This window comes from Streptomyces sp. NPDC058741 (assembly GCF_042746715.1).
GTDB lineage: Bacteria > Actinomycetota > Actinomycetes > Streptomycetales > Streptomycetaceae > Streptomyces.
In genome coordinates, this window is the sequence record NZ_JBHYQH010000002.1 from 189,085 (window position 1) to 213,475 (window position 24,391).

Sequence of the window (24,391 nt, forward strand, 5' to 3'; positions counted from 1 at the left end):
GTTCGAGTGATGTCCGGCCTACAGCGGCACGATGTCCGGCGCCCCCAGCCGTGCCGCGTCCGCCGTCAGGTCGTCGGGCTGACGCTGCGACTCCCGCTCGGCCTCCACGCGCTTCTCGTAGTGCTGCACCTCGCGCTCGATCTGGTCCTTGTCCCAGCCGAGGACCGGCGCCATCAGCTCGGCGGCGAGGCGCGCGCTGCGGGTGCCCCGGTCGAAGGTCTCGATGGAGATGCGCGTCCGCCGGGTCAGCACGTCGTCCAGGTGCCGCGCCCCCTCGTGCGAGGCCGCGTACACGATCTCGGCGCGCAGGTAGTCGTCGGCCGCGGGCAGGGGCTCACCAAGGGACGGGTCGTCGGCGATGAGGTCCAGCAGTTCCTCCGTCATCGTCCCGTAGCGGTTCAGCAGGTGCTCCACGCGCACCACGTGGAGTCCGGTCCTGGCGGCGATCCGCGCCCGCGCGTTCCACAGCGCCGGGTAGCCCTCGGCACCCAGCAGCGGCACGTCCTCGGTGACGCACTCGGCGACGCGCATGTCCAGTCCGTGCACCGCCGCGTCCACCGCGTCCTTGGCCATGACCCGGTACGTCGTGTACTTGCCGCCCGCCACGACGACCAGCCCGGGCACCGGATGGGCCACGGTGTGCTCGCGCGACAGCTGGCTCGTGGCGTCCGACTCGCCCGCGAGCAGCGGCCGCAGGCCCGCGTACACGCCCTGGACGTCGTCCCTGGTCAGCGGCACCGCGAGGACCGAGTTCACATGGTCGAGCAGATAGTCGATGTCCGCGACGGAGGCAGCCGGGTGGGCCTTGTCGAGGTCCCAGTCGGTGTCCGTGGTGCCGACGATCCAGTGCCGGCCCCAGGGGATGACGAACAGCACGGACTTCTCCGTGCGCAGGATCAGGCCGGTCGTGGAGCGGATCCGGTCGCGGGGGACGACGAGGTGGATGCCCTTGGAGGCCCGTACGTGGAACTGGCCGCGCTCACCGACCATGGCCTGGGTGTCGTCCGTCCACACACCGGTGGCGTTGACGACCTGCTTGGCGCGGATCTCGTACTCGCCGCCCGCCTCGACGTCCTGCACCCTCGCACCGACGACCCGCTCGCCCTCGCGCAGGAAGCCCGTCACCCGCGCGCGGTTGGCGGCCTTCGCGCCGTACGCCACGGCCGTGCGCACCAGGGTCGTCACATGGCGGGCGTCGTCCACCTGGGCGTCGTAGTACTGCAGCGCCCCGACCAGGGCGTCCTTCTTCAAGCACGGTGCCACGCGCAGGGCATGACGACGCGTCAGGTGCCGGTGCACCGGCAGGCCCCGGCCGTGCTCGCGGGCCATGGACATGGCGTCGTACAGCGCTACGCCCGACCCGGCGTAGAACCGCTCCCAGCCCTTGTGCTGCAGCGGATACAGGAACGGCACCGGCTTCACCAGGTGCGGAGCGAGCCGTTCCAGCATCAGGCCGCGCTCCTTGAGGGCCTCCCGGACCAGCGCGAAGTCGAGCATCTCCAGATACCGCAGGCCGCCGTGGATCAGCTTGCTGGAGCGACTGGACGTGCCCGACGCCCAGTCCCGCGCCTCCACCAGACCTGTGGACAAACCGCGGGTCACGGCGTCGAGCGCGGTGCCCGCACCGACCACACCTGCGCCCACGACCAGCACGTCCAGCTCGTGCTCGGCCATAGATGCGAGTGACTCGGCGCGCTGCGCCGGTCCGAGTGTCGCTGTCCTCACCGCTGCCTCCCGCTCTCGGTCGTGCCCACCGCACCCGTCGGGCGCAGCCCCGTCCGTTTCCCTCTGCCCAGAATTCTGACCGTCTCGCCCGACTTCAGCCACCACGGACCCTCAGTCCGTGGACAACGCCCGGGAACACTCGCCGAAACTCGGCCGAGCAATCCCGCATAACGGTCATATTTACTCCTAGTCTGACATTGCGCTCGCTCATCCTGTCCACAGGGCTTGCGCACCTCTCCCCCTTCGGCTATCGGGAAGGACGGCCACGCCATGCCCGCAGATCTCGCCGTCATCGGACTCGGCCCGTACGGCCTGCCCCTGGCCCAGGCCGCCGTCGCCGCCGGCATCTCCACGATCGGCTACCGGACCGGACCGGAGGCAGGCTCGCTCAGCCCCGCCGAGTTGCGCCGGATGCTCTCGGGGGGCTTCCGGCCGACCACGAACCCGGCCGAGCTGGGCCGCGTGCGCACCGCGGTCGTCTGCGCGCCGACCCCGCGGGGCGCGGACGGCGGGCTCGACCTGAGCCAGCTGGAGGCCGCCGCCCGCACCCTGGCCGCGCATCTGCGCCCGCACACCACCGTGATCCTGGAGTCGCCCGTGCACCCGGGGACGACGGAGGACCTCCTCCGTCCGCTCCTCGAGGAGGGCTCCGGTCTGCGCGCGGGCCGCGACTTCCACCTGGCGTACTCCCCCAGTCGCGTCGACCCCGGCAACCGCGACGTCACGCCCGCCACCACTCCCAAGGTCATCGGCGGCCTCACCCCGGCCTGCACCGAGTCGGCCGCCGCCTTCTACGGGCGGCTCACCGACAAGGTGGTACGCGCGCGTGGCCCCCGCGAGGCGGAGACCGTGCAGCTGCTGGAGACCAACTACCGGCACGTGAACATCGCCCTCGTCAACGAGATGGCCGTGCTCTGCCACGAGCTGGGCGTCGACCTGTGGGACGTCATCCGCTGCGCGGAGACCAAACCGTACGGCTACCAGGCCTTCCGCCCGGGCCCCGGCGTGGGCGGCCACTCGGTACCCCAGGACCTGACCACCCGGGCGGGCCGCGGTCTGCGCATGGTGGAACTGGCCCAGCAGGTCAACCACCGCATGCCCGGCTACGTCGTCCAGCGCGCCGCCACGCTCCTCAACGAGCACGGCAAGTCGGCCCGGGGCGCACGCGTGCTGCTCCTGGGCGTCACCTACAAGCCGGATCTCGCCGACCTCCAGGGCACGCCGGCCGAGGAGATCGCCCGGCGGCTGATGGAGCTGGGCGCCTCGGTCAGCTACCACGACCCCCACGTCCCCGCCTGGAGGGTTCTCGACCGCCCCGTCCCCCGCGCGGACTCCCTCTACGAGGCGGCGGCCGACGCGGACCTGACCGTCCTGCTCCAGCAGCACCGCACGTACGACCTGCAGGGCCTGTCGGTGAAGGCGCAGCTGCTGCTGGACACCCGGGGGGCGGCACCTACGGGGGCGGCGCATCGGTTGTGAACAGGGGCGCGCGGGGTGCGTGAGCCCTGGGACTGGTGGCATGCGGCACCCGGCGCGGGTACCTTACGGAATCAGGCGGAGCCCGCCCCAGCGGTCACCGCGGCAGGCTCCTGGACGGATTACGGAGTATCCGCCCCTAGTTCTCGTGGGGACGGCCGCTCGCCATCCGACACAAGGCGGAGCCCGCCCCAGCGGTCACTGCGGCAGGCTCCTGGACGGATCACGGAGTATCCGCCCCTAGTTCTCGTGGGGACGGCCGCTCGCCATCCGAAGATCCGCAAGATCCACCTCCTCCGGCACTGCACCATCCGAAGACGGAGTCGGTCCCAGCGGGTGGCTTGCGGTGGAGTCCCACGGGCGCCCCCTTCCACGACGCCGCCCATTGACCCGGTAGGCGGCACGTCGGATTCGGGCCGGGCCCCGCAGGCCGGGGTCCGGAACCATGCCCTTGGAAGGGGGCGACCCAGAAGAACCGGGGCGCCGATCACGGACACTAGCCCTCCGGATCCGCCCTCCGCCGGGCTGAACGACCCGAAGGCGACCGTGCGCCCCCTGTGCCCAACACGTGCCCCGTCAGGGCGGGGTCGGACATGCGGAAGGGGCCCGGCCACTCCCCCGAGCGACCAGGCCCTTGTCGGCGTCGAAACCGGCTACCGCCGGTGCTGTGAGTCCGCCACCGTGACCTCGACGCGCTGGAATTCCTTGAGGTCGCTGTAGCCGGTCGTGGACATGGCGCGGCGCAGGGCGCCGAACAGGTTCATGGAGCCGTCCGGGGTGTGGGACGGGCCCGCGAGGATCTCCTCGATCGTGCCGACCGTGCCCAGGGCGACCTTCTGGCCGCGGGGCAGCTCCTCGTTCACGGCCTCCATGCCCCAGTGGTGGCCCTTGCCCGGACCGTCGGTCGCACGGGCCAGCGGGGAGCCCATCATGACCGCGTCCGCGCCGCAGGCGATCGCCTTGGCCAGGTCGCCGGACCAGCCGACGCCGCCGTCCGCGATGACGTGCACGTACCGGCCGCCCGACTCGTCCATGTAGTCACGGCGCGCCGCGGCCACGTCGGCGACCGCCGTCGCCATGGGGACCTGGATGCCGAGCACGTTGCGCGTGGTGTGCGCGGCGCCGCCGCCGAAGCCGACCAGCACGCCGGCGGCGCCGGTGCGCATCAGGTGCAGGGCCGCGGTGTAGGTGGCGCAGCCGCCGACGATCACCGGGACGTCCAGCTCGTAGATGAACTGCTTCAGGTTCAGCGGCTCGTGCGAACCGGAGACGTGCTCCGCGGAGACCGTCGTGCCGCGGATGACGAAGATGTCCACCCCCGCGTCGACGACGGCCTTGGAGAACTGGGCCGTGCGCTGCGGGGAGAGCGCGGCGGCGGTGACGACGCCGGAGTCGCGGACCTCCTTGATGCGCTGCCCGATCAGCTCCTCCTTGATCGGAGCCGCGTAGATCTCCTGCAGACGGCGGGTCGCGGACTCCGCGTCCAGCTCGGTGATCTCGTCGAGCAGTGGCTGCGGGTCCTCGTAGCGCGTCCACAGGCCCTCGAGGTTCAGCACGCCGAGGCCGCCGAGCTCGCCGATGCGGATGGCCGTGGCCGGGGAGACGACCGAGTCCATGGGCGCGGCCAGGAAGGGCAGCTCGAAGCGGTAGGCGTCGATCTGCCAGGCGATGGAGACCTCCTTCGGGTCCCGCGTACGGCGGCTGGGGACGACGGCGATGTCGTCGAAGGCGTACGCCCGGCGGCCGCGCTTGCCGCGCCCGATCTCGATCTCAGTCACGTCTGTGGCCTTTCCCTGATGCGTTCAGCGTCTTCCAGTATCGCCGACGGGCACGGCAAGGGCGGCCCCGGATGCTCCCGGGGCCGCCCTTCGGCACAGTCTCACGCGCGCGGCGACGTCACTTGTTGCTGTAGTTCGGCGCCTCGACCGTCATCTGGATGTCGTGCGGGTGGCTCTCCTTGAGGCCCGCGGAGGTGATCCGCACGAAGCGGCCCTTGGACTCCATCTCCTCGATGGTGGCGGCGCCCACGTAGCCCATGGTCTGGCGCAGACCGCCGACGAGCTGGTGGAGCACGTTGGCCAGCGGGCCGCGGTAGGGCACCTGGCCCTCGACGCCCTCGGGCACGAGCTTGTCGTCGGTGGCGACCTCCGCCTGGAAGTACCGGTCCTTGGAGTACGACCGGCCCTGGCCCCGGGACTGCATGGCACCGAGCGAGCCCATGCCGCGGTACGACTTGAACTGCTTGCCGTTGATGAACAGCAGCTCGCCCGGCGACTCCTCGCAGCCCGCGAGCAGGCTGCCCAGCATCACCGTGTCGGCGCCGGCGGCGAGGGCCTTGCCGATGTCGCCGGAGTACTGCAGGCCGCCGTCACCGATCACCGGGATGCCCGCCGGACGGGCGGCGAGGGCGGCCTCGTAGATGGCGGTGACCTGGGGGACGCCGATGCCGGCGACCACGCGGGTCGTGCAGATGGAGCCGGGACCCACCCCGACCTTGATGCCGTCGACACCGGCGTCGATGAGCGCCTGCGCGCCGTCACGCGTGGCGATGTTGCCGCCGATCACGTCGACGGAGACCGCGGACTTGATCTTGGCCATCCAGCTGAGGGCGTTGCTGTTGTGGCCGTGCGAGGTGTCGACGACCAGGAAGTCCACACCGGCCTCGGCGAGGGCCTGGGCGCGCTCCAGGGCCTCCGGGCTGGCACCCACCGCGGCACCGACGAGCAGCCGGCCCTCGGCGTCCTTGGCGGCGTTCGGGTACTTCTCCGCCTTGACGAAGTCCTTGACGGTGATGAGGCCCCTGAGGAGGCCCGCGTCGTCGACCAGCGGCAGCTTCTCGATCTTGTGCTTGCGCAGCAGCTCCATGGCCTCGACGCCGGAGATGCCGACCTTGCCGGTGACCAGCGGCATGGGCGTCATGACCTCGCGCACCTGGCGGGTACGGTCCGTCTCGAAGGCCATGTCACGGTTGGTGACGATGCCGAGCAGCTTGCCGGCCGGGTCGGTGACGGGCACGCCGCTGATGCGGAACTTGGCGCACAGGGCGTCCGCCTCGGCGAGCGTGGCCTCCGGGTGCACCGTGATGGGGTCGGTGACCATGCCGGACTCGGACCGCTTGACCAGGTCGACCTGGTTGACCTGGTCCTCGACGGACAGGTTGCGGTGCAGGACGCCGACGCCGCCGAGCCGCGCCATCGCGATCGCCATGCGCGACTCGGTGACCTTGTCCATGGCGGCGGACAGCAGGGGGATGTTGACCCGGACGTTGCGGGAGATGCGGGACGAGGTGTCGACCGCGTTGGGGAGCACCTCGGACGCGCCCGGCAGCAGCAGCACGTCGTCGTAGGTCAGCCCGAGTGTCGCGAATTTACCGGGCACTCCGTCGACGTTGGCAGTCATGACACCTTCCCCAAATGGCCTTGATCGGTGCGGATGTCCATGCTAACGGGAAGCGCGGCTGTCTCATTCCACGGTTCCGGTCGGCTCCGGGCTTCGTATGTTCGTACGGAAACTACGCGCCACCTGTTCAACGGGGGGTGCGCCCGGGGCGCCTACTGCTCGGCCAGTGCCCGCAGCCGGCTCAGCGCCCGGTGCTGGGCGACCCGGACCGCGCCGGGTGACATTCCCAACATCTGTCCGGTCTCCTCGGCCGTGAGCCCCACGGCGATGCGCAGCAACAGCAGTTCCCGCTGGTTCTCGGGGAGGTTGGCCAGGAGCTTCTTGGCCCATTCCGCGTCGCTGCTGAGCAGGGCGCGCTCCTCCGGGCCCAGGGAGTCGTCGGGGCGCTCGGGCATCTCGTCGGAGGGGACGGCCGTTGAACCGGGATGACGCATCGCCGCGCGCTGCAGGTCGGCGACCTTGTGGGCGGCGATGGCGAAGACGAACGCCTCGAAGGGGCGCCCGGTGTCCCGGTAGCGGGGCAGCGCGAGCAGCACCGCCACGCAGACCTCCTGGGCGAGGTCCTCCACGAAGTGCCGGGCGTCGCCCGGGAGGCGGGACAGCCGGGTGCGGCAGTAGCGCAGCGCGAGGGGGTGGACGTGGGCGAGGAGGTCGTGCGTGGCCTGCTCGTCCCCGTCGACCGCGCGGTGGACGAGCGCGCCGATCGCCCCATGCGGATGGCCCGCCTCGTCTTCGCGCATCGATCTATGGTGCCTTGCGGCCGCGGGGTCCGCGGCACCGCGCCCGTCGTTGTGCACCGAAGCGTTATGAGCAGGTGCGCCGGAACTCATCCTCTGCGCCCTCCCCTTCCGCTCGACCGACTCGTCCCCGAGGAACTCCACACCCTCAAGGATGCGGCATCCGCGGCGAAACGAGCAGCGGGCATCCGGCGGACTCCGGGTCCACCCCCGCCCACCTGCTTCTCCGTGCCCTCGCCGCGACCGCCGGCGTCCGCGCCGTCGCCCCTGGGGCCTGCCGTTCGGATCACCCCGGGGACGTGGGGCCTGAGCGGCACCCTCCCGAGCTCGCGACCGCGCTCGGGCAGGGAGAGGTCCCCACCGGCGTTGTCGTCGGTGACCGGCGTGCGCACGCGTGGGTACGGCTCGCGCGGGGGCATCGGGATGCCCCCGCTCTCCGGCCCGCGCCGGAGGCCGCGCGTCGCAGCCGGCCCGATCCGAAGGACAGGCCCTAGCGCACCAGGCCCCACCGGAAACCGAGCGCCACGGCGTGGGCCCGGTCCGAGGCGCCGAGCTTCTTGAACAGGCGCCGGGCGTGCGTCTTGACGGTGTCCTCGGAGAGGAACAGCTCGCGGCCGATCTCCGCGTTGGAGCGGCCGTGGCTCATGCCTTCGAGGACCTGGATCTCACGCGCCGTGAGCGTGGGCGCCGCGCCCATCTCGGCCGAGCGCAGCCGGCGCGGGGCGAGCCGCCAGGTCGGGTCGGCCAGGGCCTGCGTCACCGTCGCGCGGAGCTCCGCGCGGGAGGCGTCCTTGTGCAGGTAGCCGCGGGCACCGGCGGCGACCGCGAGGGCCACGCCGTCGAGGTCCTCGGCAACGGTGAGCATGATGATGCGCGCACCGGGGTCGGCGGACAGCAGCCGCCGGACCGTCTCGACGCCGCCCAGGCCGGGCATGCGTACGTCCATCAGAATCAGGTCAGAGCGGTCGGCCCCCCAGCGGCGGAGGACTTCCTCGCCGTTGGCCGCCGTCGTCACACGCTCTACGCCGGGCACGGTCGCGACCGCGCGACGGAGCGCCTCTCGGGCAAGCGGGGAGTCGTCGCAGACGAGGACGGAAGTCATGACCGCCCTCCGCAGCTGATGCGCGTCACCTTGAGCCTCCAGGCTGGTACGAAATCGTCACCTGTGCGGTCGACCGTCTCGGACGCCCGCCCGAGTGCTTGTTTCCTTCAACCGCCTCGCACTCTCAACGACGGTCACTCGAAAGAGTTACGGGGGCGACTGTCATCTTCGGCACTCTACGTGAGTGGACGGACACGGTGCAGATATGCGCGTCGGACCCTCGAACTTTCATCACAACTTATGCCCCATTCAGAGCCATTTCTTCCACTTCGGCGGTGTCTGGAGATAGATTCGCAATGAGTCATATTTTCATCTCCTTAGATCGTAGTTGTACGGTCTTGGACACCGGATCCGCCAAGAACGGCTACAAGGGGTCACGTAATGGCAGATTTCTCCCGCCTTCCCGGACCGAACGCGGACCTGTGGGACTGGCAGCTGCTGGCTGCCTGCCGTGGGGTGGACAGCTCCCTCTTCTTCCATCCGGAAGGTGAGCGCGGTGCGGCTCGGAGCGCTCGTGAGAACTCGGCCAAGGAGGTCTGCATGAGGTGCCCGGTACGCGCCGAGTGTGCCGCCCACGCCCTCGCGGTGCGGGAGCCGTACGGCGTGTGGGGCGGACTGACCGAGGACGAGCGTGAAGAGCTCATGGGGCGGGCGCGCAACCGGCTGGTGTCGGCATCGGCGTCGACATCGGGCGGGCACGCCGCCTCGAACAACTGAAGGAACGTTTTTTCAGACAGGCACGCGCATGCGTGCCGTTGGTTTTTGAACGCAGGTGAGCCGCCCTCGGCGGATGTGCCGTCGCCGACGGCGGGCCCTTGTCAGCGGCGGGCCGCCCGGGCCAGCTGGTCCAGCGTCGCCGCCACTGCCGGGACCTGTGCGAGGTCGGGCAGGGTGAGCGCGACGATCTCCCGTCGCACCGCCGGCTCCAGCCTCACGGTGCGCATCCCACGGGGCCGCACCGACTCGACGGCCAGCTGGGGGAGCACGGCCACGCCAAGACCGGCGCCGACCAGCCCGACCACCGCCGGATAGTCGTCGGTGGCGAAGTCGATGCGCGGAGTGAAGCCGGCCGCCGCGCACACCTCGACCAGTTGTCCGCGGCAGCGCGGGCAGCCCGCGATCCAGGACTCCTCGGCGAGTTCGCCGATGGCCACGGACTCCGCGCCCGCGAGCCGGTGCCGCTCCGGCACGAGCGCGACGAGCCGGTCGCTCAGCAGCGGCCGTACGACGAGGTCGTCCCACTCCTCCGCGCCCGCGGCCCCCTCGTAGCGGAAGGCGAGCGCCACGTCGCAGTCCCCCTCGCGCAGCAGTCCGACCGACGCCGGGGGCTCGGCCTCCTCCAGGGAGACCCGGGTGCCCGGGTGCTCCGCGCGCAGGGCGGCGAGGGCCGTGGGGACGAGCATGGAGCTGCCGCTGGGGAAGGAGACGAGCCTGACGCGGCCCGCGCGCAGCCCGGCGATGGCCGCGACCTCCTCCTCCGCGGCCGTGAGCCCGGCGAGGATCCCGGCGGCGTGCCGCACCAGGGCCTCGCCCGCCTGTGTGAGGCGCATCTCGCGGCCGGTGCGGATCAGCAGCGGGGTGCCCACGGAGGTCTCCAGGGCCTTCATCTGCTGGCTGACGGCGGGCTGGGTGCAGCCCAGTTCCCGCCCCGCGGCGGAGAAGGAGCCGGTGGCGGCGACGGCACGCAGGACACGGAGGTGGCGGGCTTCGATCACCCTTCGAGGATAAGCGACCCTTTGAAGCAGCCGTGAATAATGCGTCGACGCTTTGGGGCCTGGCCCCCTACCGTGGAGCGGACGCCGCTGCCGCGACTGCTCGCGGCGGGCCAGGCCCTGCACCCGGAATCGCTGAGGCAGGCGCGGGAGCACAAGGAGCAGTACGGGGCCTGACGCGGCCCGCCACGCCCCTCTCCACGGAGCCTTCACCACGCACGGCCCCCTGTAGCAGCGGACCGGAGCGTTCCGGGTCACTACCCTTCTGCCATGACAACGGCTCTGATTACGGGATCGACGGCAGGCATCGGGGCCGCGTTCGCGCGGCGACTGGCGGCGGACGGGCACAACCTGGTGCTGGTCGCGCGCGACACCGGGCGGCTGCGGGAACAGGCGACCGAGCTGCACGACCGGCACGGCATCGAGGCGGAGGTGGTGACGGCCGACCTCGCCGAGGACAAGGGCATCGAGGCGGTGGCCGACCGCCTGGGCGAGCGCAGGAACCCCGTCGACCTCCTGATCAACAACGCCGGCTTCGGCAACAAGGGCCGTTACCTCGACGTCCCCATGGCCGACGAGCTGCGGATGCTGAAGGTGCACTGCGAGGCGGTGCTGCGGCTGACGTCGGCGGCGACCGCGGGCATGCGGGACCGCGGGCGCGGCGGTGTCGTCAACGTGGCCTCGGTGGCCGCGTTCGTCCCGCGGGGCACCTACGGCGCCTCCAAGGCCTGGGTCGTGCAGTTCACCCAGGGCGCGGCCCGCGATCTGGAGGGCAGCGGCGTACGGCTGATGGCGCTCTGCCCCGGCTTCGTGCGCACCGAGTTCCACGACCGGGCCGGCATGGGCACGGACAACATCCCGGGCTGGATGTGGCTCGACGCGGACAAGCTGGTCGCGGCGGCGCTGCAGGACCTGGCCCGCGGCAAGACACTGTCCGTCCCCGACCTGCGCTACAAGGCGCTGATGGGCGCGGCGAAGCTGGTGCCGCGGGGGATGCTGGGGGCGGTGTCGTCCAGGACCGGGCGGAAGTACGGGCCGCAGTAGCCCCTTCGGTCACCGGGCGCCCGGGCGGCCCGCCTGGGACAATGGAGCTGTTCAGCCGGACCCAGGGGGGCCGGAGGCGAGGCCATGACCTTCGTACAGCTCATCGAATGCAGGACCAGCCGGCTCGACGAGATGAACCGGCTGATGGACCGGTGGGTCGAGCAGACCAAGGGGAAGCGGACCGCGACGCACAGTGTGGTGGCGAAGGACCGGGCCGACGCCTCGCACATCGTCGAGATCGTGGAGTTCCCGTCGTACGAGGAGGCGATGCGCAACTCGGGGCTCCCGGAGACCGACCGGATCTTCCAGGACATGGTGGCGCTCTGCGAGGAGGCGCCGACGTTCACGGACCTCGACGTGGTGCGCGACGAGCGGCTGAACGCGGCCATCGTGCGCCGGTTCTTCGAACTCGCGCCGGGCGAGGGTGCCGCGCCGCCGTTCAACGACGTGTTCATCGAGGACTACCACGACCACGACCCGGCCGACGTGCAGGACGTCATCGGACTGGACGCGGTGCGGCGCGAGATCGAGGAGTGGCGGAGCGGGTTCGACTTCTCGTTCACCCTCGACGACCAGCTGGCCGAGGGCGACCGGGTCTGCACCCGCTGGACCTTCCACGGGCACCACAAGGGCGACTTCCTCGGCATCGCGGCGACCGGCCGGGACGTCACGATGACCGGCACGACCATCCACCGCTGCACCCCCGACGGGAAGATCGCCGAGGGCTGGTGGCAGTACGACCGGCTGGGGCTGATGCAGCAGCTGGGGGCGCTGGAGCCCACGGAGCTCTGACCTCGGGGTGCTGCCCGGCGTGCCGCGGCGGTCCGTCGCCCGGTCGTTCTTCAGTCGCGGGCGCACGGGTCGCCGCCCGCGGGAACAGGGTCGGTGTCGGCCGCCAGACACGAGGAGTACACCCGCGGTGATGTGGGCCGCGGCTCCGGTTCCGCTTGCGGTGGGGCGCCCGGGGCGATGACCGCAACGGGACCGACGCAGAGCGCTCCCGCCATCACGGCGAGCCGTGCGCCGCCGCTCGTCGCAGCACCGCCCACACGGCAGCCCCCGTACGGCGACTCGTGCGCATCGGCAGGGGCATCCGGCAATCCTACGAGCGGCCGCCGGCAGGCTGTCACGGCATCGCAGAGCACGTGAGGGACGGTGGGAAGCGCGAACGGCCGCCCACCGCCACCTCGTTCGCCTCAGACGCCCGCGGTCATCCGCACGAACGCCGTCCACTGAGCGGGTGGCACGCTGAGTATCGCCACGTCCGGGCGCTTGGAGTCGCGGACCAGCACGGCCGTACCGGCGTCCGCGACCTCGACGCACTGGCCACCATCGCCAGCGCTGTGGCTGCTCTTCACCCAGGTCACCTGTGCTGCCTGATCGTCGTTGGCGTTCACAACTCTCCCAAGGACTTCTCGATCCAGGCCAGCGACTCCCTGGGGGTCATTGCTTGCGCCCGCAGGACTCCATACGTGGACTCGAACCCCTCGACCTTCGCTGGCGCCGTATGCAGGGCGCTGTTGCTCTGCACCTCCGTGTACGCCATCCTCCGTCGTTGCCGCGTGAGGATCAACGTGAAGGGCCCCGCGACTCCTGCATGTTCGTCGCGGCCGGTCGGCATGATCTGCAGCTCCACGTTGCGTTCGTGTCCAACGAGCAGCAGGTGCTCCAACTGGGCCCGCATGACATCCGTACCCCCAAGGGGCCTGCGCAGGACGCTCTCTTCGATCACGAAGCTCAGCAGCGGCTTGGGGTGCCGAGCCAGCAACTTGTGCCGGTCCAGGCGCGCCGCCACCCGTTGCTCGACGGTCTCCGCATCCAGCAGGGGCCGCCACATGCCGAAGACCGCGCGTGCGTACTGCTCACATTGCAGCAAGCCGTTGACGACATGGGCGTCGTAGGCGTGTAGTTCGGAGGCATCGGCCTCCAAGGCCGCGAACTCGCGGAAGAACCCCGGATACCGGGCCTTCGCCACCTCCCCCTTCATGGCGACCAGCACCCCGTGCCCGCCCACCTCCCGGTCCACCGCGTCCACCAGCTCCGGCCGGGAAATCCGCCGCCCCTGCTCCACCGCCGCGATCTGCGCCTCGCCGTAGCCGACCCGCTCCCCCAGCTGCGCCTGCGTCAGCCCCGCGGCCTCCCGCAGCAGCTTCATCTGGCGGCCGAAGCAGCGCAGGAACTGCCCGTTCGAGTCGGCACCCGCGCCGCCCTCCGTGCCCGCGCCCGAGTCCGCGCCCGACTCCATCGCACTCGCCCCCTCAGCACATCCGTCCACCGGTCACCCGTGCTCGCACCGTAGGACGCCCCCGTGTCAACCACGCCGCCACCAGGGCAGATTGCACCGGAAGAGTGAACGATCCGGTTCACCTTGCCCTGGGCCGGAGCTCGGAGGCCGCCCCGGCAGGCCCGACACCGTCGCCCGGCACCCCGACAGAGCGTCACCGTGGGGCCGTCGTACCTGGTGGGCGCCGGTGCGGGCGCGGGATCTTCGGGGCATGACCACTTCCCCCAGTCAGGAGCGGCGGTCCGCGCTGCCGCTTCCGCTCGCCGACCAGACGGTGTTCTCCTTCCGCTTCACCGCCTCTCCACGAGGTGCCCGGCTCGCCCGCCGGCTCTCCTCCTGCCAGATGGACGCCTGGGGCTGGCGCCACGGCACGCCGGCGCACGACTGCGTCGAGCTGGTCGTGGCGGAACTGGCCGCCAACGCCGTGACCCACGGTCTCGTCCCCGGCCGGGACGCCGGGCTGCGGCTCAGCAGGGAGAGCGGCGGGCGCGTACGCGTCGAGGTCAGCGACGCCCGGGGGGAACGACTGCCCGAGGTGCGGGACACCGGAGGCGGTGAGGACGGCGGGCGGGGCCTCCTGATGGTGGCCGCCCTGGCCGAGGAGTGGGGCACGGCCCCCCGCCCGGGCGCCCCCGGCAAGACGGTCTGGGCCGTGGTGGCCACCGGGACGGCCCTCGGGTGATCCCGGGTCGGCCCGACCGGCGCTCGTACCGGCCGTACGGCCTCCCTGTCCGCGGGCCGGTAATCCGCCTCCGGGCGGCTAGTCGCCTCCGCCGCCGCCCCCTCCGTCACCCCCGCCGCCGTCGCTGCCGCCACCGCCCCCGTCGCCGCCGTCCCCGCCGTCGCTGCCCCAGCCGTCGCCGCCGCCGGGTTCGTTGTCGGCGCGGTCGCTGCCGAGGTTGCTGAACCAGGGGCGGTCCCAGTGGTCGTCGCCCGTGTCACGGCGGGATGTCACGGCGCGGAACCTGGCCAGGCCCGTCGTGTCGCCCAGGCCGAAGGAGACCGCGACCGCGTGGGCCATGACGGCGTCCAGGGGGTCGGGGCTCTCGTGGTGGACGTCGGCCAGCGGGAGGAGCACCGTGCCGGGCGGGGGGCCCGGCCAGCGGGAAGGGCGGGTCAGGAGGGCGGCCCGCTGCTCGTCGCGCAGCAGCCACGAACTGTCGGCGGTCTCACGGCGCAGGGTCCAGGACCGGTCGGGCAGGCGGATGTCGACGCTGCTCTTGGACTTGCGCATCCTCTTGCGCAGTTCGAGGCGTGCGGTGGTGTCTCCGACGTACAGGACCAGGCCGCCGGTCCGGTCGGCCGTGTCCGGGCGGTAGCCGTACGGTGCCCGCAGGCGTACGACGGGGGCGTGCGGGCCCCAGACGTCCACGCGGACCGAGCGCCGGTCCACGGCGACGGCCACCCGCCCGGCGGGTCCGGGCGCGTAGCGGCGGGCGATCCACAGCGGCACGCCCTCCGCCCGCGCCCGCGCGGCGAGGGCGGCCACGTGCTCCGGCCCGCCGCACCTGCGCACGGCCAGTTCGCCGAGCGCGCGGGCGAAGTCGGCGGTGCGGCGCACCTTCAGGGGTGTGGTGGTGCCGGTCACGCGGGTGACCGGGACGACGCCCGGGCCCTGCGGCAGCGACTCCAGGGGGCGTTCGCAACCGCCTCCGCCGAGCCAGTGTCCCCGCAGATACGCCTCGGCCATGGCGGCCAGGTTCAGCTCGTCCAGCGGTGTGGTCCGGCCGCCCCTGCGCAGTCGGTCCTCGGTGAGTTCCGCCGTGCGCGCCAGCGGATTACGGGACCGTTCCTCATAGAGCGCCTGGCTCATGGCAACCCCCTTCTGCTCCGGTGTGTAGGAGGTCTCCGACCGCCGCGCCGGTTCCCGGATCGGCCGCGCGGCACGGCGAAGGCCCGGCAGCCCCGTCTCCGGGGTGCCGGGCCTTCGCTCGGGCACGGGCGGGCCGGCGGTCGGCCGGCCCTCAGCCGTGGTGCGTCAGTGGGCGTGGCCGTGGCCGTGGCCCGCAGCGGCCGGCTCCTCCTCTTCCTTCTTCTCGACGACCAGGGTCTCGGTCGTGAGGAGGAGGGAGGCGATGGAGGCGGCGTTCTCCAGGGCGGAGCGGGTGACCTTGACCGGGTCGATGACGCCGGCCTTCACCAGGTCGCCGTACTCGCCGGTGGCGGCGTTGAAGCCCTGGCCCTTGTCGAGCTCGGCGACCTTGGAGGTGATGACGTAGCCCTCCAGGCCGGCGTTCTCGGCGATCCAGCGCAGCGGCTCGACGGCGGCGCGGCGGACGACCGCGACACCGGTGGCCTCGTCGCCGGTCTTGCCGAGGTCGCCCTCGAGGACCTTGACGGCGTGGACCAGCGCGGAGCCACCACCGGAGACGATGCCCTCCTCGACCGCGGCGCGGGTCGCGGAGATGGCGTCCTCCAGACGGTGCTTGCGCTCCTTGAGCTCGACCTCGGTGGCGGCGCCCACGCGGATGACGCACACTCCGCCGGCCAGCTTCGCGAGGCGCTCCTGGAGCTTCTCGCGGTCCCAGTCGGAGTCCGTGGTCTCGATCTCGGCCTTGATCTGGGCGACGCGGCCCTGCACGTCGTCCTTGCTGCCGGCGCCGTCGACGAGGGTGGTGTCGTCCTTGGTGACGGTGACGCGGCGGGCGGAGCCCAGGACGTCCAGGCCGACCTGGTCGAGCTTGAGGCCGACCTCCTCGGAGACGACCGTGGCGCCGGTGAGGACGGCCATGTCCTGCAGCATCGCCTTGCGGCGGTCGCCGAAGCCGGGGGCCTTCACCGCGACGGCGTTGAAGGTGCCGCGGATCTTGTTCACGACCAGGGTCGACAGGGCCTCGCCCTCGACGTCCTCGGCGATGATCAGCAGCGGCTTGGAGGAGTTGGACTGGATGACCTTCTCCAGCAGCGGCAGCAGGTCCGCGATGGCGGAGATCTTGCCCTGCGTGATGAGGATGTACGGGTCGTCCAGGACGGCTTCCATGCGCTCCTGGTCCGTCACGAAGTACGGCGACAGGTAGCCCTTGTCGAAGGCCATGCCCTCGGTGAAGTCCAGCTCCAGGCCGAAGGTGTTGGACTCCTCGACGGTGATGACACCGTCCTTGCCGACCTTGTCCATCGCCTCGGCGATGAGCTCGCCGACCTGCTGGTCCTGGGCGGACAGACCGGCGACGGCGGCGATGTCGGACTTCTCGTCGATCGGGCGGGCGGTCGCGAGGAGCTCCTCGGAGACCGCGGCGACGGCGGCGTCGATGCCCTTCTTCAGGGCGGCCGGGGAGGCACCGGCGGCGACGTTCCTCAGGCCCTCGCGCACGAGCGCCTGGGCGAGCACGGTCGCGGTGGTCGTACCGTCACCCGCGATGTCGTTGGTCTTGGTCGCCACCTCCTTGACCAGCTGCGCACCGAGGTTCTCGAACGGGTCCTCGACCTCGACCTCGCGGGCGATGGTCACACCGTCGTTGGTGATGGTGGGGGCGCCGAACTTCTTGTCGATGACGACGTTGCGGCCCTTGGGGCCGATCGTCACCTTGACCGTGTCGGCAAGCTTGTTGACGCCGCGCTCGAGGGCGCGACGGGCGTCCTCGTCGAACTTCAGGATCTTCGCCATGGGAGCGTGAGCCCTCTTCCGGAATCTGGGATAACGGCAACTGCGCCCCGGGCGCCCGGCTTCTTGGCGATCGCGGGGGCCAGGGGCGCAGTTCGAAGCAAGGTGCTTCGGGTGAATTACTTCTCGATGATCGCGAGCACGTCGCGGGCCGAGAGGACGAGGTACTCCTCGCCGTTGTACTTCACCTCGGTGCCGCCGTACTTGCTGTAGAGCACGACGTCACCGACGGAGACGTCGAGCGGAAGACGGTTTCCGTCCTCGAAGCGGCCCGGGCCCACGGCCAGGACGACGCCCTCCTGGGGCTTCTCCTTGGCGGTGTCCGGGATGACCAGGCCAGAGGCGGTGGTCTGCTCGGCGTCGAGCGGCTGGACCACGATTCGGTCCTCGAGCGGCTTGATGGCAACCTTGGAGCTGGTGGTCGTCACGATCCGACCTCCCCCTTCGGAGATCTCACGGGGTTAACTGTCTGAGGTGGCGACCAGGTGGATCCGTCGTCGCGGGTGCCGGACCTGCCCGTCGCTGTGTTGGCACTCTCCAGGGGGGAGTGCCAGACCCGAGACTATGACCGCGATTAGCACTCGGTCAAGCGGACTGCTAATTGCCGACCGCGCGTCGGCCGGTTCGGGGTGCCGGCGCGGGTCCCGGCGGACCGGGCGCCAGGTCACCGCGGGGCCGTCGGAGGCGGCCCCCGGAGCGCCGGAGGCGGCCCTGGAGCGCCGGAGGCGCATTCCCCGGGCGATCGGGGTCAGAGGTAGTCCTCCAGGCGCCCCACCCGCAGCCCCTGCTCCTCGATCTCCCCCAGCAGCCGCAGCGTCCGGTCCGTGAGGGTCGGGGACGCCGTGCCGCCGGACGGCACCGAGACGATGTCACCGCGGCGCAGGCCCGGCCCGCCCCGCGTGTACGTCAGGACACCGTCGGGGCCCAGGGACGCGCGCCACAGGACGACCGCCGAGATGCCGCAGTCGGCGGCGGCACTCAGGGTGACCGCGTCGTAGGCGCCGTGGGGCGGGCGCAGCAGGGTGGGGCGGACGCCGAAGCGGGAGCGGAGCTTGTGCTGCTGGCCGCAGATCTCGGCGCGCTGCCCGGCGTAGGGCAGGCCGCGCAGGACGGGGTGGTCGAGGGTGTGGTTCTGCAGGGAGGCGCCGACCGCGCGCAGCCGGGCGAAGTGGCCGTAGCCGGGGCCCACGACGTTGTCGGTGAGGAACATGCTGACCGGCAGGCGCCGGTCGCGGACCAGGCGGACGAAGCGGGGGGCGCGTTCGGCGCCGTCGTCGTAGGTGAGGAAGACGACCGGGTCCCGGGTGGGGACGTGGTCGACGACGGGCGGCCGGGGGCGGCCGGCCGGGTGCGCCGGGTCCTGGGCCCGGCCGTCGGCGGGCTCCGGCCGCTGCTGCCCGGCGGGGCCCATACAGCCGGCCAGCAGGAGCAGCCCGGCGCACAGCGCCGCGGCGGCCGGCCGCCTCACAGGTAGTCCTCCAGCCGCCCGACCGCGTACCCCTCGGAGGCGACCTCGTTCAGGAAGCGGCGGACCATGTCGGGCATCGTGCCCTTCCACTGGCCGCGGCCCCTGAAGTGGGTGAGGACGACGTCGCCCGGACGCAGGCGCCGGTCGCCCTCGCGGTACTCCCAGCGGTCGGCGAAGACCTCCTCGTTCCAGAGCGGGACGTGCGTGATGCCGCAGGCCTTGGCGGCGCGCAGGGTCGCCCGGTCGTAGCTGCCGTAGGGCGGGCGGAAGAGGGTGGGGCGTCTGCCGAAGCGCTTCTCCATGTAGCGCTGCATCCCGCAGATCTCGCGCTCCTGCCGGCTGTAGGGCAGGCCCCGCAGGGCGGGGTGGTGCAGCGTGTGGTTGTTCAGCACCGTGCCCGCGGCCTGCATCCTGCGGAAGTAGCGGGGCTCGTCCTTGACCAGGTGGCCGCTGAGGAACGCGCTGTAGGGGACGTCCAGGTCGCTCATCATCCGCAGGAACGCCGGGTCCTTCTCGGCGCCGTCGTCGATCGTGAGGAAGACGACCTTGTCCCGGGTGGGGACGGTGGTGAAGACGGGCGGGAGCTCCAGCCTGCGGTGGCCGGTCACCTCGAAGCCCTCGCGGGTCCTGATCCGGGGCTTCTTCGCGGGAGCCGGCGGGGCGGTCAGCGGGGCCTTCCGCAGCCCCCAGCGGCGGGCGGCCGCGACCCGGGCGGCGTGCGCGGCGCGCAGCTTGGTGGCGTAGGAGTCGAGCGCGCGGGCCGGGGGCGCGTCGAGGGGCTGCTGGCCGCCCGCGGGGGTCACCTCGTCCCCGGCACCGCCCCGCGCACAGCCCGACGCGATGGCGGCGAGGGTGAGCGCGGCGAGTCCGATGCGCACACCAGCGCGCGCACGGGGCGAGGCGCCGCCGGTCAGGCGGCGGGTCGCGCGGCCGGGCACCCGGCGCGTCGCAGGGCCGGACCCCCGGTGGAGTCCCTCACCCGGCGCCGGTCGCGCCCCGTGGCCCGGCGCCCCGTGGCCCGGCGCCCCGTGCGACGCGCTGCCGGCAGAAAACCGGCCCGATGCCCGGCTTTTGTCATTTTGTACGACTACTCGCATGGTGCCGGATCCTCGCAGCACGCCCCGGCGGACCGGGTCCGACACCGCGACCGGGGCGGTGCGATCCACCGACCGGCCCACACGCCACGGCACCGGTGCGGTGGCCGACAATGAACCGGTGAACGACCTCGCCCTCCTCCTCACGCCCGAAGGCCGCGCCCTCCTCGACGAGGTGCGGGACACCGACCCCGCGCGGGAGCTGGCCGTCGCGACCCGGCTGCGCCGCGAGCACCCGGCCGAGCTGGTGTCGGCGGCGCTCGGGCAGGCGCGGCTGCGGCAGCGGGCGGCGGTGAAGTTCGGGGCCGAGGACGCGGGCCGGATGTTCTTCACGTCGAACGGGGTCGAGCAGTCGACCCGGGCGAGCGTGGCGGAGTACCGGGCCCGGCGCATGGCCGCTCTGGGCGTCACCTCGGTCGCCGACCTGTGCTGCGGCATCGGCGGTGACGCGATCGCGCTGGCCCGGGCCGGCATCCGGGTCCTGGCGGTGGACCGGGACCCGCTGACGGCCGCCGCGGCCCGGGCGAACGCCGAGGCGCTGGGTCTGGCGGACCTGGTCGAGGTGCGGGAGGCGGACGTCACCGGCGTCGACACGGCCGGCTACGACGCCGTCTTCGTGGACCCGGCCCGGCGCGGGGGCCGGGGCCGGATCTTCGATCCGGAGGCCTGCTCGCCGCCGCTGTCCTGGGCGGTGTCGGCGGCCCGCCGGGCGCCGCGCGCCGCCGCCCTGAAGGTCGCCCCGGGCATCCCGCACGAGGCGGTTCCCGCGGACGCCGAGGCCGAGTGGATCTCCGACGGCGGCGACGTGAAGGAGGCCGTGCTGTGGTTCGGCACCGAGCCGGGTGCGGTACGCGCCACCCTGCTGCCGGGCCCGCGCACCCTGCTCTCCCGCGGCCTGCCCGACCCGGCGGTCCGCCCGCCCGGCCGCTACCTCTACGAGCCCGACGGCGCCGCCGTCCGGGCCCACCTGGTCGCGGAGGTGGCCGACCAGGTCGGCGGCGGACTGCTCGACGCGACCATCGCCTACGTCACCGCCGACGCGCTGCGCCCGACCCCGTACGCCACCGCCTACGAGATCACCGACCATCTGCCCTTCAACGTCAAGAAGCTGAAGGCCCTGCTGCGGGAGCGCGGGGTCGGCACGCTGACCGTGAAGAAGCGGGGCTCGGCGGTCGAGCCGGAGGAACTGCGCAAGAAGGTCAAGCCGCAGGGGCCGCGGTCGGCCACGGTGTTCCTGACCCGGGTGGCGGGAGCGCCGGCGATGCTCGTCGGGCACCCCGTCTGACGTCAGGTCGGGCCGGGCTGCTCGGCCGCCCTGCCCAGCAGCATCCGCCGTTCCCGCTCGTTCCGCGTCAGCGACGCCGCCCGTTCGAACTCCGCCCGCGCCTCCGCCGTCCGCCCGAGGCGGGCGAGGAGGTCGCCGCGGACGCTGGGCAGCAGGTGGTAGTCGCGCAGGGCCGGATCGCCGGCCAGGACGTCCACGAGGGCGAGGGCCGGGGCGGGTCCCTCGGACATCGAGACGGCCACCGCGCGGTTCAGTTCCACGACCGGCGACGGGGAGCGGGCGGCCAGGAGGCCGTACAGCGTGGCGATGCGGGACCAGTCGGTCTCCTCGTAGGTGTACGCGTGCGCGTGGCAGGCGGCGATGGCGGCCTGCAGGGTGTACGGGCCCGGCGCGCCGGACGCGGTGGCCTCGGCCCTGCCGAGCGCGGCGATGCCGCGGGCGACGAGCATGCGGTTCCAGCGGGAGCGGTTCTGGTCCATGAGGAGGACCGGTTCGCCGGAGGGGCCGGTGCGGGCCGCCGTGCGGGACGCCTGGAGCTCCAGGAGCGCGGTCAGACCGTGCACCTCGGGCTCCTTCGGCATCAGCGCGGAGAGCACCCGGGCCAGCCGCAGGGCGTCCTCGCACAGGGACGGCCGCAGCCAGTCGTCGCCGGCGGTGGCGGCGTAACCCTCGTTGAAGATGAGGTAGATGACGTCGAGGACCGAGCCGAGGCGGGCCTCGCGGTCGGGTCCGCACGGCACCTCGAAGGCGACGTTCCGCGTCGCCAGGGTGCGCTTCGCGCGGACGATGCGCTGGGCGACGGTCGGCTCGGGGACCAGGAAGGCGCGGGCGATCTCGGCCGTGGTGAGGCCGCCCAGCAGGCGCAGGGTGAGGGCGGTGCGGGCCTCGGTGGACAGCACGGGGTGGCAGGCGGTGAAGACCAGGCGCAGCAGGTCGTCGTCGATGCCGTCGGGGTCGGCGGGCTCTTCCGGGGGTGCCGCGGTGGACAGGTCCCGGCCGATCCCGGCGAGCTTGCGGGCGTAGTTCTCGCGGCGGCGGACCAGGTCGACGGCACGGTGGCGGGCGGCGGCCGTGAGCCAGGCCCCGGGGTTGTCGGGCACCCCGTCCCGGGGCCACTGCTCCAGGGCGGCGACCAGCGCGTCCTGTGCGAGCTCCTCGGCGATCCCGACGTCCCGGACGATCCTGGCGACACCGGCGATGATCCGGGGCGACTCCATGCGGAAGACGGTCTCGACGACCTCGGTGGCACCGCCGGTGCGGGGCGCCGGGGAGGGGGGCGCGGCGCCGCCCGGTCCGGGGGCGGGGCTGTCGCCCGGTCCGGGGGCCGACGGGGTGCCGCCGTGCCCGGCGGTCGGCTGTCGTGTCACAACCCACCATCAGACACCGGCGGCACCGCCCCGCCAACCGGAACCGGTCAGTCCTCGCTGATCTGGCGAACCTCCGCGGTGATCGTCCAGTACTCCTCGTGCAGGGACAGGAACCGCTTCGTCCACTCGATCGCCTCGGCCTTGTCCTTGCACTGGCTGATCGAGTAGCCGCCGATGACCTCCTTGGTCTCGGTGAACGGCCCATCGGTGACGGACAGCCGCCCGCCCTCCCAGGTCACCCGGGAGCCTTCCGAGGTCGGGGTGAGCCCGGCCGTGTCGAGCATGACCCCGGCCTTGGTGATCTCCTCCAGGAGGCTGCCCATGCGTTCCATGAGCTCGGGGCTGGGGCCCTCGGCGGGGGCGTTCTTCTCGTCGACGCGGATCAGGGTGAGGAAGCGCGGCATGGTGACTCCTGGTCGTCCGGGGCGGGGTCCTTCCCCCCGCTCTCACCCTTGCGTCGATCGGGAGACCGCCGGATCGACACGCTCGCCGGAATTCCCGGAGATTTTTTTCCGGACGACCGGCCGGCGGCCGGGGAAGGGCCGATCGACGGGCGCTGAGGGGCCGGACGACGACCGACGAAGAGCCCGACGACGACGGCTGAGGGGCCGGACGACGACCGACGAAGAGCCCGACGACGACGGCTGAGGGGCCGGACGACGGCCGACGAAGAGCCCGACAACGACGGCTGAGGGGCCGGACGACGACCGACGAAGAGCCCGACGACGACGACCGAAAAGCCGACCGACAGCCGACGAAGAGCCCGACGACGGCCGGTGGCCGTCAGCGCAGCGACTCCCACAGCCGCCCCGCCTCCGGCTCCTCGGCAACCACCCGGTTGGGGTCCGACGGCGCCCGCACCACCGGCATCGTCACCGTCCGGACCCCGCTCGCCGGCAGGTGCTGCAGGCTCTGGCCGAGACGCGTCAGCTCGCTCAGGGAGTCCAGGCCGGTGTCGGTGGTGAGGCCGGCGGTCACCGCGTCCGCGACGCGGTACAGCTTCGCCGGGTCGGTGAGCAGGTCCTGCGCGGCGATGCGCTCCAGCAGCGCCTTCACCAGTTTGTGCTGCAGACCGATGCGGCCGAGGTCGCTGCCGTCGCCGATGCCGTGCCGGGTGCGGGCCAGGCCCAGTGCCCGGGTGCCGTCCAGGTGGTGGGTGCCCGCCTCCAGGTGCAGACGGCTGTCGTCGTCGTCGATGTCCTCCTCCGTGGTGACGGTGACCCCGCCGAGCGCGTCCACGAGCTTGGCGAAGCCGGAGAAGTCGATCTCGATGTAGTGGTCCATGCGGACGCCGGTCATGGCCTCGACCGTCTTCACCGCGCACACCGGACCGCCCACCGCGTAGGCGCTGTTGAACATCGAGCCGTACGCCACCGCCGTGGTCCCGCCGGACGGGCGCGGGCAGGACGGGCGGGTGACGAGGGTGTCGCGCGGGATGCTCACCACCGTCGCGCTGGTCCGCCCGGCGTCGAGGTGGACCACCATCGCCGTGTCGGAGCGGGCGCCGTCGCTGTCACCGCCGCCGAGCCGCTGATTGTCCGCGCCGCTGCGCGTGTCGGAGCCCAGCACGAGGATGTTGAGCGCCTCGCTCGGCATCTCCTGCGCCGCGGTCGACGGCGTGGCCACCGGCTTGCGCGGCCGGTCGTCCCCGAGCGCCTGGTCGATGTCGACGCTCGTGATGTTGTCGCTGAGGTGCCAGTAGGCCCAGCCCGCCGCCCCGGCCGCCGCCACCAGCAGCCCCGCCAGGGTGAGGCCGGCGGTCCGCAGCGCGATCGACCGCCGGCCGGTGCGTATGCCCGCGCCCCCGACGGCGTCCTGCGTCGCCCCGCTCGCTCCCCGCCCCGTCTCGCCCGCGTCCCGCCCGGCCCCAGACTCATGTCCCGTCACACACAGGAACATAAGTCCGAATTATGGCGGGAGTTGTTTCAGGCCGTGTTTTCTTCGGGAATTCTCAGACTTCGCGGTCCCGACCCGCCCCAGCGCCACCCCGGCGCCAGAACCACCTCCCGGCGCACGCCCGTTGCGCCAGGCGTTCGTGCAACTCGCGCTCGCGTCCGTCTCCTTGCGGCCAGCCCGAAGGCCCGATCGCGACGATCC

22 protein-coding genes and 1 pseudogene are annotated in these 24,391 nt (G+C 72.4%); 7 read left to right on the forward strand and 16 right to left on the reverse strand.

From position 1 onward, the window contains the following. Nucleotides 1-18: 18 nt before the first annotated feature. Entirely contained in the window at nucleotides 19-1,725 is a 1,707-nt protein-coding gene (locus tag ACFW6P_RS02275) for a glycerol-3-phosphate dehydrogenase/oxidase (RefSeq protein WP_386349807.1), read from the reverse strand. 270 nt (nucleotides 1,726-1,995) lie between these two features. Between ACFW6P_RS02275 and ACFW6P_RS02280 the strand changes: the two genes are divergently transcribed. Then, nucleotides 1,996-3,204 (forward strand): nucleotide sugar dehydrogenase, encoded by a 1,209-nt coding sequence (locus ACFW6P_RS02280; protein ID WP_386349804.1) that lies wholly within the window; start codon nucleotides 1,996-1,998, stop codon nucleotides 3,202-3,204. A gap of 650 nt (nucleotides 3,205-3,854) precedes the next feature. On the opposite strand, the gene ACFW6P_RS02285 is transcribed toward ACFW6P_RS02280, so the two are convergent. The 4 genes from ACFW6P_RS02285 to ACFW6P_RS02300 form a co-directional block, all read right to left on the reverse strand. Continuing rightward, nucleotides 3,855-4,979, reverse strand: coding sequence for a GuaB3 family IMP dehydrogenase-related protein (locus tag ACFW6P_RS02285; RefSeq protein WP_386349802.1), 1,125 nt, complete (start codon nucleotides 4,977-4,979; stop codon nucleotides 3,855-3,857). Nucleotides 4,980-5,097: 118 nt separating this feature from the next. Then, on the reverse strand, nucleotides 5,098-6,600 hold the full coding sequence (gene guaB / locus ACFW6P_RS02290; RefSeq protein WP_386349799.1) for an IMP dehydrogenase: 1,503 nt from the start codon (nucleotides 6,598-6,600) through the stop codon (nucleotides 5,098-5,100). A gap of 152 nt (nucleotides 6,601-6,752) precedes the next feature. Beyond that, entirely contained in the window at nucleotides 6,753-7,340 is a 588-nt protein-coding gene (locus ACFW6P_RS02295) for a sigma-70 family RNA polymerase sigma factor (protein WP_386349796.1), read from the reverse strand. Between the two features lie 487 nt (nucleotides 7,341-7,827). Next, a complete protein-coding gene (locus tag ACFW6P_RS02300; protein ID WP_003948568.1) occupies nucleotides 7,828-8,439 on the reverse strand; it encodes a response regulator transcription factor in 612 nt (203 codons plus the stop codon). Nucleotides 8,440-8,820: 381 nt separating this feature from the next. Here ACFW6P_RS02300 and ACFW6P_RS02305 point away from each other — a divergent pair, with 381 nt between their 5' ends. Then, a complete protein-coding gene (locus tag ACFW6P_RS02305; RefSeq protein WP_386349794.1) occupies nucleotides 8,821-9,156 on the forward strand; it encodes a WhiB family transcriptional regulator in 336 nt (111 codons plus the stop codon). Nucleotides 9,157-9,257: 101 nt separating this feature from the next. Here the strand turns inward: ACFW6P_RS02305 and ACFW6P_RS02310 are convergent, their stop codons facing one another. Next, a complete protein-coding gene (locus ACFW6P_RS02310; protein WP_386349791.1) occupies nucleotides 9,258-10,154 on the reverse strand; it encodes a LysR family transcriptional regulator in 897 nt (298 codons plus the stop codon). Nucleotides 10,155-10,223: 69 nt separating this feature from the next. Here ACFW6P_RS02310 and ACFW6P_RS02315 point away from each other — a divergent pair. From ACFW6P_RS02315 to ACFW6P_RS02325, 3 genes and pseudogenes are all read left to right on the forward strand, one after another. Then, nucleotides 10,224-10,328, forward strand: a pseudogene (locus ACFW6P_RS02315) (MOSC domain-containing protein); the annotation flags it as partial. Nucleotides 10,329-10,421: 93 nt separating this feature from the next. Continuing rightward, entirely contained in the window at nucleotides 10,422-11,195 is a 774-nt protein-coding gene (locus tag ACFW6P_RS02320) for an SDR family NAD(P)-dependent oxidoreductase (protein WP_386349788.1), read from the forward strand. A gap of 84 nt (nucleotides 11,196-11,279) precedes the next feature. Continuing rightward, nucleotides 11,280-11,987, forward strand: a complete 708-nt coding sequence (locus tag ACFW6P_RS02325) for an ester cyclase (RefSeq protein ID WP_386349785.1) — start codon at nucleotides 11,280-11,282, stop codon at nucleotides 11,985-11,987. Nucleotides 11,988-12,391: 404 nt separating this feature from the next. Here the strand turns inward: ACFW6P_RS02325 and ACFW6P_RS02330 are convergent, their stop codons facing one another. Beyond that, on the reverse strand, nucleotides 12,392-12,592 hold the full coding sequence (locus ACFW6P_RS02330) for a DUF397 domain-containing protein (RefSeq protein WP_386349783.1): 201 nt from the start codon (nucleotides 12,590-12,592) through the stop codon (nucleotides 12,392-12,394). After that, a complete protein-coding gene (locus tag ACFW6P_RS02335) occupies nucleotides 12,589-13,440 on the reverse strand; it encodes a Scr1 family TA system antitoxin-like transcriptional regulator (protein WP_386349780.1) in 852 nt (283 codons plus the stop codon). Before ACFW6P_RS02335 ends, ACFW6P_RS02330 begins: the two co-directional genes overlap by 4 nt. A 250-nt stretch (nucleotides 13,441-13,690) precedes the next feature. Here ACFW6P_RS02335 and ACFW6P_RS02340 point away from each other — a divergent pair, with 250 nt between their 5' ends. Beyond that, entirely contained in the window at nucleotides 13,691-14,161 is a 471-nt protein-coding gene (locus ACFW6P_RS02340; protein WP_386349777.1) for an ATP-binding protein, read from the forward strand. Between the two features lie 78 nt (nucleotides 14,162-14,239). Here the strand turns inward: ACFW6P_RS02340 and ACFW6P_RS02345 are convergent, their stop codons facing one another. The 5 genes from ACFW6P_RS02345 to ACFW6P_RS02365 all read right to left on the reverse strand — a co-directional run bounded on the left by ACFW6P_RS02345 (nucleotide 14,240) and on the right by ACFW6P_RS02365 (nucleotide 19,426). Then, on the reverse strand, nucleotides 14,240-15,292 hold the full coding sequence (locus ACFW6P_RS02345) for a hypothetical protein (protein WP_386349774.1): 1,053 nt from the start codon (nucleotides 15,290-15,292) through the stop codon (nucleotides 14,240-14,242). Between the two features lie 165 nt (nucleotides 15,293-15,457). Further along, nucleotides 15,458-17,083: a chaperonin GroEL gene (gene groL, locus ACFW6P_RS02350; protein ID WP_386349770.1), complete on the reverse strand. Its 1,626-nt coding sequence runs from the start codon at nucleotides 17,081-17,083 to the stop codon at nucleotides 15,458-15,460. 116 nt (nucleotides 17,084-17,199) lie between these two features. Further along, a complete protein-coding gene (groES, locus tag ACFW6P_RS02355; protein WP_053135717.1) occupies nucleotides 17,200-17,508 on the reverse strand; it encodes a co-chaperone GroES in 309 nt (102 codons plus the stop codon). Nucleotides 17,509-17,828: 320 nt separating this feature from the next. After that, nucleotides 17,829-18,548: a polysaccharide deacetylase family protein gene (locus tag ACFW6P_RS02360; protein ID WP_386422759.1), complete on the reverse strand. Its 720-nt coding sequence runs from the start codon at nucleotides 18,546-18,548 to the stop codon at nucleotides 17,829-17,831. Further along, nucleotides 18,545-19,426: a polysaccharide deacetylase family protein gene (locus ACFW6P_RS02365; RefSeq protein ID WP_386349915.1), complete on the reverse strand. Its 882-nt coding sequence runs from the start codon at nucleotides 19,424-19,426 to the stop codon at nucleotides 18,545-18,547. The genes ACFW6P_RS02360 and ACFW6P_RS02365 overlap by 4 nt, the downstream gene beginning before the upstream one ends. Nucleotides 19,427-19,763: 337 nt before the next feature. On the opposite strand from ACFW6P_RS02365, the gene ACFW6P_RS02370 reads away from it, so the two are divergent. Further along, the gene (locus ACFW6P_RS02370; RefSeq protein WP_386349765.1) at nucleotides 19,764-20,927 is read left to right on the forward strand and encodes a methyltransferase domain-containing protein; all 1,164 of its coding nucleotides are present in this window, start codon (nucleotides 19,764-19,766) and stop codon (nucleotides 20,925-20,927) included. Between the two features lie 2 nt (nucleotides 20,928-20,929). Here the strand turns inward: ACFW6P_RS02370 and ACFW6P_RS02375 are convergent, their stop codons facing one another. From ACFW6P_RS02375 to ACFW6P_RS02385, 3 genes are all read right to left on the reverse strand, one after another. Continuing rightward, nucleotides 20,930-22,144 (reverse strand): RNA polymerase sigma factor, encoded by a 1,215-nt coding sequence (locus ACFW6P_RS02375; RefSeq protein ID WP_386349912.1) that lies wholly within the window; start codon nucleotides 22,142-22,144, stop codon nucleotides 20,930-20,932. A 197-nt stretch (nucleotides 22,145-22,341) separates the two neighbouring features. After that, entirely contained in the window at nucleotides 22,342-22,698 is a 357-nt protein-coding gene (locus ACFW6P_RS02380) for a YciI family protein (protein ID WP_386349762.1), read from the reverse strand. 379 nt (nucleotides 22,699-23,077) lie between these two features. Beyond that, nucleotides 23,078-24,193, reverse strand: a complete 1,116-nt coding sequence (locus ACFW6P_RS02385) for an LCP family protein (protein ID WP_386422760.1) — start codon at nucleotides 24,191-24,193, stop codon at nucleotides 23,078-23,080. Between the last annotated feature and the right edge of the window lie 198 nt (nucleotides 24,194-24,391).

Bases quoted from the DNA above. Each gene is read 5' to 3' on its own strand.
- groL (WP_386349770.1), bottom strand. From the start codon at position 17,083: ATGGCGAAGATCCTGAAGTTCGACGAGGACGCCCGTCGCGCCCTCGAG.
- ACFW6P_RS02335 (WP_386349780.1), bottom strand. From the start codon at position 13,440: ATGGAGTCGGGCGCGGACTCGGGCGCGGGCACGGAGGGCGGCGCGGGT.
- ACFW6P_RS02385 (WP_386422760.1), bottom strand. From the start codon at position 24,193: ATGTTCCTGTGTGTGACGGGACATGAGTCTGGGGCCGGGCGGGACGCG.
- ACFW6P_RS02280 (WP_386349804.1), top strand. From the start codon at position 1,996: ATGCCCGCAGATCTCGCCGTCATCGGACTCGGCCCGTACGGCCTGCCC.
- ACFW6P_RS02375 (WP_386349912.1), bottom strand. From the start codon at position 22,144: ATGGAGTCGCCCCGGATCATCGCCGGTGTCGCCAGGATCGTCCGGGAC.
- ACFW6P_RS02295 (WP_386349796.1), bottom strand. From the start codon at position 7,340: ATGCGCGAAGACGAGGCGGGCCATCCGCATGGGGCGATCGGCGCGCTC.
- ACFW6P_RS02320 (WP_386349788.1), top strand. From the start codon at position 10,422: ATGACAACGGCTCTGATTACGGGATCGACGGCAGGCATCGGGGCCGCG.
- ACFW6P_RS02305 (WP_386349794.1), top strand. From the start codon at position 8,821: ATGGCAGATTTCTCCCGCCTTCCCGGACCGAACGCGGACCTGTGGGAC.
- ACFW6P_RS02345 (WP_386349774.1), bottom strand. From the start codon at position 15,292: ATGAGCCAGGCGCTCTATGAGGAACGGTCCCGTAATCCGCTGGCGCGC.
- guaB (WP_386349799.1), bottom strand. From the start codon at position 6,600: ATGACTGCCAACGTCGACGGAGTGCCCGGTAAATTCGCGACACTCGGG.
- ACFW6P_RS02340 (WP_386349777.1), top strand. From the start codon at position 13,691: ATGACCACTTCCCCCAGTCAGGAGCGGCGGTCCGCGCTGCCGCTTCCG.
- ACFW6P_RS02300 (WP_003948568.1), bottom strand. From the start codon at position 8,439: ATGACTTCCGTCCTCGTCTGCGACGACTCCCCGCTTGCCCGAGAGGCG.
- ACFW6P_RS02325 (WP_386349785.1), top strand. From the start codon at position 11,280: ATGACCTTCGTACAGCTCATCGAATGCAGGACCAGCCGGCTCGACGAG.
- ACFW6P_RS02380 (WP_386349762.1), bottom strand. From the start codon at position 22,698: ATGCCGCGCTTCCTCACCCTGATCCGCGTCGACGAGAAGAACGCCCCC.